The organism is Methylobacterium iners (assembly GCF_022179305.1).
Lineage (GTDB): Bacteria > Pseudomonadota > Alphaproteobacteria > Rhizobiales > Beijerinckiaceae > Methylobacterium > Methylobacterium iners.
This window is the reverse complement of record NZ_BPQP01000162.1, coordinates 1-6,851: the sequence shown is the minus strand read 5'-3', so window position 1 is coordinate 6,851 and position 6,851 is coordinate 1. Positions and strand designations below refer to the sequence as shown.

5 protein-coding genes are annotated in these 6,851 nt (G+C 54.1%); 4 read left to right on the top strand and 1 reads right to left on the bottom strand.

Features of this window, described 5'->3' with window-relative positions; genetic code table 11:
• The first annotated feature begins 925 nt into the window (after positions 1-925).
• A complete protein-coding gene (locus MFF55_RS26555; protein WP_238247227.1) occupies positions 926-1,591 on the top strand; it encodes a metallophosphoesterase family protein in 666 nt (221 codons plus the stop codon).
• A 1,045-nt stretch (positions 1,592-2,636) separates the two neighbouring features.
• On the opposite strand, the gene MFF55_RS26550 is transcribed toward MFF55_RS26555, so the two are convergent.
• Positions 2,637-3,434 (bottom strand): CDP-diacylglycerol diphosphatase, encoded by a 798-nt coding sequence (locus tag MFF55_RS26550; protein ID WP_238247225.1) that lies wholly within the window; start codon positions 3,432-3,434, stop codon positions 2,637-2,639.
• 167 nt (positions 3,435-3,601) lie between these two features.
• Between MFF55_RS26550 and MFF55_RS26545 the strand changes: the two genes are divergently transcribed.
• The 3 genes from MFF55_RS26545 to rfbF all read left to right on the top strand — a co-directional run bounded on the left by MFF55_RS26545 (position 3,602) and on the right by rfbF (position 6,609).
• A complete protein-coding gene (locus tag MFF55_RS26545; protein ID WP_238247223.1) occupies positions 3,602-3,877 on the top strand; it encodes a hypothetical protein in 276 nt (91 codons plus the stop codon).
• Positions 3,878-4,769: 892 nt separating this feature from the next.
• Positions 4,770-5,810 (top strand): NAD-dependent epimerase/dehydratase family protein, encoded by a 1,041-nt coding sequence (locus MFF55_RS26540; RefSeq protein WP_238247221.1) that lies wholly within the window; start codon positions 4,770-4,772, stop codon positions 5,808-5,810.
• A 25-nt stretch (positions 5,811-5,835) separates the two neighbouring features.
• Entirely contained in the window at positions 5,836-6,609 is a 774-nt protein-coding gene (gene rfbF / locus MFF55_RS26535; protein ID WP_238247220.1) for a glucose-1-phosphate cytidylyltransferase, read from the top strand.
• The last annotated feature ends 242 nt before the right edge of the window (positions 6,610-6,851 follow it).

Here is a 6,851-nt window from a genome sequence, read left to right as displayed (position 1 = left end):
AGTTCCGAGACAGACTCTAAGGGAAGAAGCTTGCGATGCTGCGAATCCTACTCGCACGGGTTGAAACGGATGGGACGGTCGTTCTTTGTGCGTTGACAGACAAGCACAAGCCGCGTTTGGAGGACAGACGAGCATTCCCTTAGCTTCCTTCGGGTGAGCTGTGGGCGCGGCGCACTGTAGGATCATACTGTCTCTCTCGACGGTAAAGTAGATTATGCGAAGCACCCTGTGGACCATACGAGGGAAACGTTACGCTCTACCGGGTAGAAGAAGTTTTTCTCGGTGAGCGGTGCAAATATCCGTCCACCCAAACCTCTGCAATAAGCTTGAGTCTCACCTGGCAACGGTGATGGATCAGCCCTTGAAAGCTGAACCATGGCGGAACGTGACAAGCCTGCAGTACCCCGCGGTTTCCATAGAATATTGATGAGCGTTGGAAAGTCGTTTGCGTCGCAACACAAAAACGTAGGAGTCTGCCAAGACACATTTGGTAGTATCCGTAACGGCCTTAACATCTAACAAGGCTTGGCTAAGCTGAAGCACTCACCGACCGGTAGGCTGAGCCTGCCGCTAGCGTGTTTATGGATAGATCGTATGGGCAGCACGACCAAATGCCTACCCTTGCGGATGCCAAGAACCCCGATGTTGACCTATTATCACGTCCGCAGCGACCAGCTCTGTACCCACATGCATCTGTTTGAAATGTCTAACACGCGCGTTTGCTCGATCTCATGTACTGCTCGTGCGCAGCGATTTTATCCTGCGTGGATGGAACAAGATGTTCGAGTGATGCAGGTTTAACCCGACAAATTTTACCCCAGATCCATCACTTGGGAGTTGTGTCAATTCAATTTATGTTGAGCCAGTACTGGATGGAATTTCTTTAATTAGATATCTTCTGCGGTGAGACTGAAAAGGTTGGATTATGAGAATGCGAATCGTATACGCAATAGGAGATATACATGGATGCTACGAGCAACTGTTGGAATTGCTTAGATTGATCGAAAAGCATCGTGATGGGCGCTCCTACCGTCTTGTATTTCTTGGTGATTACATTGATAGGGGGCCTAACTCTGCCGCGGTAATTGCGCACCTCCGAAAATTACAATCAATCGATCAACAAAACGTCGTTTGCCTTGCTGGGAATCATGAGGATATGCTCTTGCAGGCTCATCAAGACAGAGCTTACTTTTGGCGCTGGATAGAAAATGGCGGTGGAAAGGTATTGGAGAGTTACGGTATAAGAAAAGTATCTCAAATACCAGCAGGTGACATCGATTGGTTGTCTCAGCTTCCGACCATTTATGAAGATGAACATCGGTACTTTGTTCATGCTGGTCTGAGGCCATATCATGCAGTAAAAATGGAAGATAGAGAAACACACTTGTGGATTAGAGAAGATTTTCTGACGGTCGATTTCGATTTTACAAAATATGTTGTACACGGACACACTGCGCAAATGTCGGGGCTGCCAGAAGTTCGTCAATATAGAGTAAATCTGGACACCGCGTGTGTTTACGGACACAATCTCACAGCAGGGGTTTTTTCTAACACAAAAGGACCTGCTGTCGAGTTTATATCTGTTCATTAAGGGGCATAAGTTAGGGTGCCCCGACTCGGCGAAGTCGCGGCGATCGAAAACTTCCCCGTCTCAAGGTCGCCGGCGTGAGAGCCTCCACGCCGGCGGTCAGTGCTAGCATTACAGTTGCTATTTGGGGCAGCTTGGTGAGGCCGTCTCCACTCCTGCTCAAACAACGGCCTGATCCGGCCCTTCACCTGGCGCAGCGACGATCCCCACAGCTCGAATGTCGCCTCGACAGGCCCGCCCGCCATCCTCGCCATCCATGATCGCCGAATCATGGTCGGCCAGCGAGTCAGAGCTCCACACAGACCACAATTGTAATGCTACGTATAAGTCTGAGTGCTGCGCGTTAACCGACAGGCGTTAGGGAGCGCAGTTGAGCGTCATCCTCCCCGCGAGATGCCGGGCTCGAACGTTGATTGAGGTGTCAGGCGAACGGCAGGATCAGCCCTCCGCATGCGTTGCTGATCAGGATTGAACACCACAGCCAACGATGGGCTTCCCGGCAAAATCGTCGAGTTGGGAAAGCGATCTGGCCAGCGCACGCGATGCGAAGCTGCAGCGCCAATCTTAGATGTGAATACGGATTGCGGTGGCGGGTCTATGGCAACGAAAAATTTACCATGAGTAAGTACCCTCAGCCTGACTGTGGATATTCCAGAAAGCAGAAACCCTTATCCAAGGATGCAACATCTTGCCTCAGATTTGGTTGACCTATGATGAGTTGGGCGAACTTATCGGCCGCACGCGTTCGGAGGCTCGCAACCGTGCTGTACAGGAGCAGCTAGGAAGACGGCGTAGCAGTGATGGCAATACACGCGTGAAACTAACACGAGAGTTGGAAGAAGCATTCCTGAAGCAGGTTATTACTTCACGAGCGAAGCACGATGTCCAAGAGTTCCGCGAACTATCTGCTGATCTACAAGCGCACCTTCTCTATACAACGGCAAATACCATGCGCTCGTTGGCATCACCCAGCGTCGAAGGCGCCACAGAGAGAGACGTGTTGGATCATAAGCGGAGAGCCTGACCGTTCCTGGAGACCAACCCTCCACTAACTTTGAACCCGAGCCACTACTTTGGGGCGGGTCACCGCAGCCCCAGTAGCAGCCGCGCAGGTATGATCGAGAAGCTTCTCGGCATGGCTGCCTGGAGATCGATACGCCAGGACGTAGAAGCCCTGGTTTACCTCCTCCTGCGGCGTGCTTATCACCGCAAGGCTTGTCGCGCGAAGGATTGTTTGACGCCCTGGCAGGTGCATTAGTGCTACGAACGGGTTGAAACTGTCGGCCTTGGCGGCTGGAATTCGCATCGCAAAGAAGCGACTTCCATGAAGCCCAACCGGAAGAGGTGACCATTGTTCTGTCACGTTGCGGCCAAATTGTTGAAGGGCAGCACGCGTGCTCAGGTCGACACAGTCGAGGTGGATATGTAGCTGATCCTGACTGCGGCCGCCCGCCGAGTTCACCGCCATGCCGACATCCTGGAGGGAAAGTTGACCCCTGAGTGCGTCCGTGACGTAGCTGCGCGCTGCCAGCGCTGCTCGCCAGTAGGCAATACCGTTCGGTCCCTGAAGCTCCGGTGCCTCCAATCCCGCCACATGCGCAGTCGGAATGACGACGGTGTGTGTTGGTTGCCCGGGTGCGCGCAGGACAGCGGTGCCGGGGCGCTCTTTGTCGCCCAAGTCGACGGCGAGGCAGGGAAATGTTCGTCCTAGAGTCTGCTTTGCAAGAATACAGCCTTGCAGAGCTGTCCAGAGAACATTGCGAGACGGATCAGGGACTGCTTGTGCAGCACCAGCAGCCAAGACACCACCTAGCAAAGCCATGTGCAGTCCCAGGACTGTCCTCACTTGAGATATCCTTTCGCTCTCCAGTGCTCAGTAAGGGAAACACGATGATTATGCACTTTCTGAATGCATTGTCACCGGAGCCCTCGTCCGATAGAGGAACCCGACGGGCACGAGAAGCAGTTCTGAGAGCGTGAGCTTAGGCTGATCGACCCGGAAAATCCGGAAAGGTGGCTCGACGCCTTTGCAGATACGAGCTTCCGTGGTTATCGGCATTTTTACCGCTATATCCACAAGCCGGTTCCCGCCGCCCGAAAATCCGCAAATCCGGCACAATAAAGGGTTGTCCAGTCACCGCTGTCGGTTCGGCGCTGCCATTTGCCTTGAACGCCACATCCCTGTGCCTTGGCCCGAGCGTGCTGTTTTGGGATCAGCAGTGCATGCTGGAAGGCAAGCACAAAGCGGTCGGAGCCGACAAGGACGTGGTCGGCACCAGCAAGGTTTAGGAGCTTGAGCGACGCGTGCGCGACCTGGAACGGATGCTCGGGCGCAAGACCATGTAGGCAGAGATCTTCCGCGAGGTCCTCGACCTCCCGCGTGCAAGAAAACCCACCTTGCTGCTGCCGTCCTGGAGCACTCACGAGGGCAGTTCGCCATGAGAGCCGTGGCCGAGACTTTAAGCGTCGCCCGTTTAAGGTTGCTTCAACGCGCCGGGTGACCGGCCTGGCCGCGTGGCCCATGTTGCAAACCGGAGGACGCGGCGTTGCTGCTCACCTTCCGCCAGATCGTCGATGAGCGTTCGACCTACCATTTACGCCGCGTTGTCGCGCTGGTGAACCGGGCTGTACGAGCCAAGGGAAACCGATCGTCAACGCCAAGCGAGTGCTCCGAATCATGCGCCTGAACGGGTTGAGGCTGGCTCCGGACACTGCGCTTCGTCCAGGCCGGACCCACTACGGCTCTACGACGAAGCCGTGCTGCGGCTTCTGCCAGGCTGGATCGAAGACTACAACACCGTTCACCCGCGCCCAGGAAAGCGGTTCCTCTCACCTCGGGAGTTCCTGGACCAGAGTGCCTATACCCATCTAGCCGCCTGTCCGGTCAAGTGTGGCGCACTCCAAGCAGAGCAAAACATCATTTGCGATGGACCATTTTTTGGAACGCTTAATCTGCCCAAGTGGTTTCGAGCCCCTCGGTACGTTGGCGGGAGACACTGTCGGCCTAGTGAAGCGACTTTTCTCGCAGGGAGAGACCAAAGGGGCATCTTGGTTCCCAATATCAGTAATTGTCTGTTGGTAAAACGCGATTGCGTACTTTTCCCTATCGAGTGAAGCGCGTCTGTATGGCAGATAGGTTGCCTCTGGACTCGACAAGACAGCGGGCGTTGAGACTGACACTATGCGGGTATTGATCACAGGAAATTTGGGCTATGTGGGCGCAGCTGTTATGCGTCAGCTAAGGAACATGCATCCGCAAGCTTACCTGCATGGATATGACGGAGCATTCTTCGCGCATTGCCTAACCGGCGCGCCTGATCTGCCAGAGCGGCTACTCGACCAACAGAGCTACGGAGATATCCGGACGATCAAGCCTGAGCTACTACGCGGCTACGATGCAGTCATTCATCTCGCAGCGGTTTCGAATGATCCCATGGGAAGCCGGTTTGCCGAGGTAACTCGAGAGATCAACCAGGATGCCTCAGTGCTTCTGGCAGAGGCCGCGAGTAGTGCACGCGTGCGCAGCTTCGTGTTTGCGTCAAGCTGCAGCGTCTATGGCGTAGCCCAGGGAGGTCCCCGTCGCGAGGACGATACTGTAAATCCTGTCACTGTCTATGCAGCATCTAAGGTCGGAACTGAGCAGCACCTCTCAAGCTTGGACAGCGACATGACGATCACATGTCTACGCTTTGCCACAGCTTGCGGTATGTCAAGTCGGCTGCGCCTCGATTTAGTATTGAATGATTTCGTCGCCTGCGCGCTAACGATGGGGGAGATCAGCGTGCTCAGCGACGGGACACCGTGGCGGCCGCTAATCGATACATCTGATATGGCGCGCGCCTTAGTATGGGCTTCCTCTAGGTCCTCAAGTACCAGCGACAGATTCCTTATCCTAAACGCCGGAAGTAACTCGGCGAACTACCAGGTGCGTGATCTCGCAGCTGCTGTAGCAGCAGCTGTGCCCGGAACGCGGGTCAATATTAACACAGCCGCACCGGCCGATAGCCGCTCCTATCAAGTAGACTTTAGCCGCTTTGCGGTGCTGGCGCCAGATCACCAGCCACTGAAGCATTTGGCTGACTCAATTCAAGAAATTGTTGGTGGCCTTCAAAGTATGGGATTCGCAGATCCAAATTTTCGATCATCCCAACTCATACGACTGCAAGTGTTGCAGGATCATATCCAAGCCGGACGTCTCTCTAAAGACCTGCTCTGGCTGTGAGCAGGCATTTGTGCGGAGTAGCATAATGAAGGTGGTCTTATTTGCCGGCGGCTTTGGTACTCGCCTCAGCGAGGAGACCAGTGTACGGCCAAAACCTATGGTAGAAATTGGCGGTCGGCCTATCATGTGGCACATCATGAGCTATTATGCACACTTCGGTTTTCGCGACTTTGTTGTGTTGGGTGGTTATAAAGTCGGATACATCCGCGACTACTTCCTCAACTTTCGAGGGCATCACGCGGATTTTACGATCGATCTTTCATCTGGTGATACTAAGTGGCTGAACGAGCCCCATGAAGACTGGCGAGTGACGGTGCTTGACACCGGCGGCGAGACGATGACCGGCGGCCGTCTGCGGCGAGCCCGGCATCTGCTTCGGGACGAACGCTTTCTCTTGACTTACGGTGATGGGCTAAGCGATGTCGATCTTCCTAAACTTATAGCAACCCATGAAGCTGCCAAAGCGTGGTGCACCCTGACCGCGGTGACCCAGCCGGGACGCTACGGCGCACTAAGGCTAACCGAGGGAGAGAATTCTGTGCTGGGGTTTCGCGAAAAGGGCACCGGTGACGGAGGCTTCATCAATGGCGGTTTCTTCGTGTGCGAACCTGAGCTGCTTGACTTGATTGATGGTGATAGCACCGTGTTTGAAGATACACCCATGTCTCGCCTGATCGAGAACGGCAAACTCGCGAGCTATCGGCACGACGGCTTCTGGCAAAGCATGGACTCTTTGCGCGACAAGCAGGTTCTCGAGCAGCAGTGGGCCGCAGGTGCACCCTGGAAATTGTGGCGCTAGCAACACACTGTGTTCTTTGTCCCAATAGATGCATAAATGATACTAAGAATGTGCCATTTATTTCAATAAAGTTCTTAAAGTTTGGATTAGATGTAAAAGACTTTATATAGTAATCTGGGTGGTATTTACTAAATTGCTATCTATAACAAGCCCAATCGATCAGCACTCATGTGCAGGAGCGCCTGCTGATGAGAGTGATGCGCCAGAGTTGGTCGATGATCCTAGAGCAGTTTCCATTTACT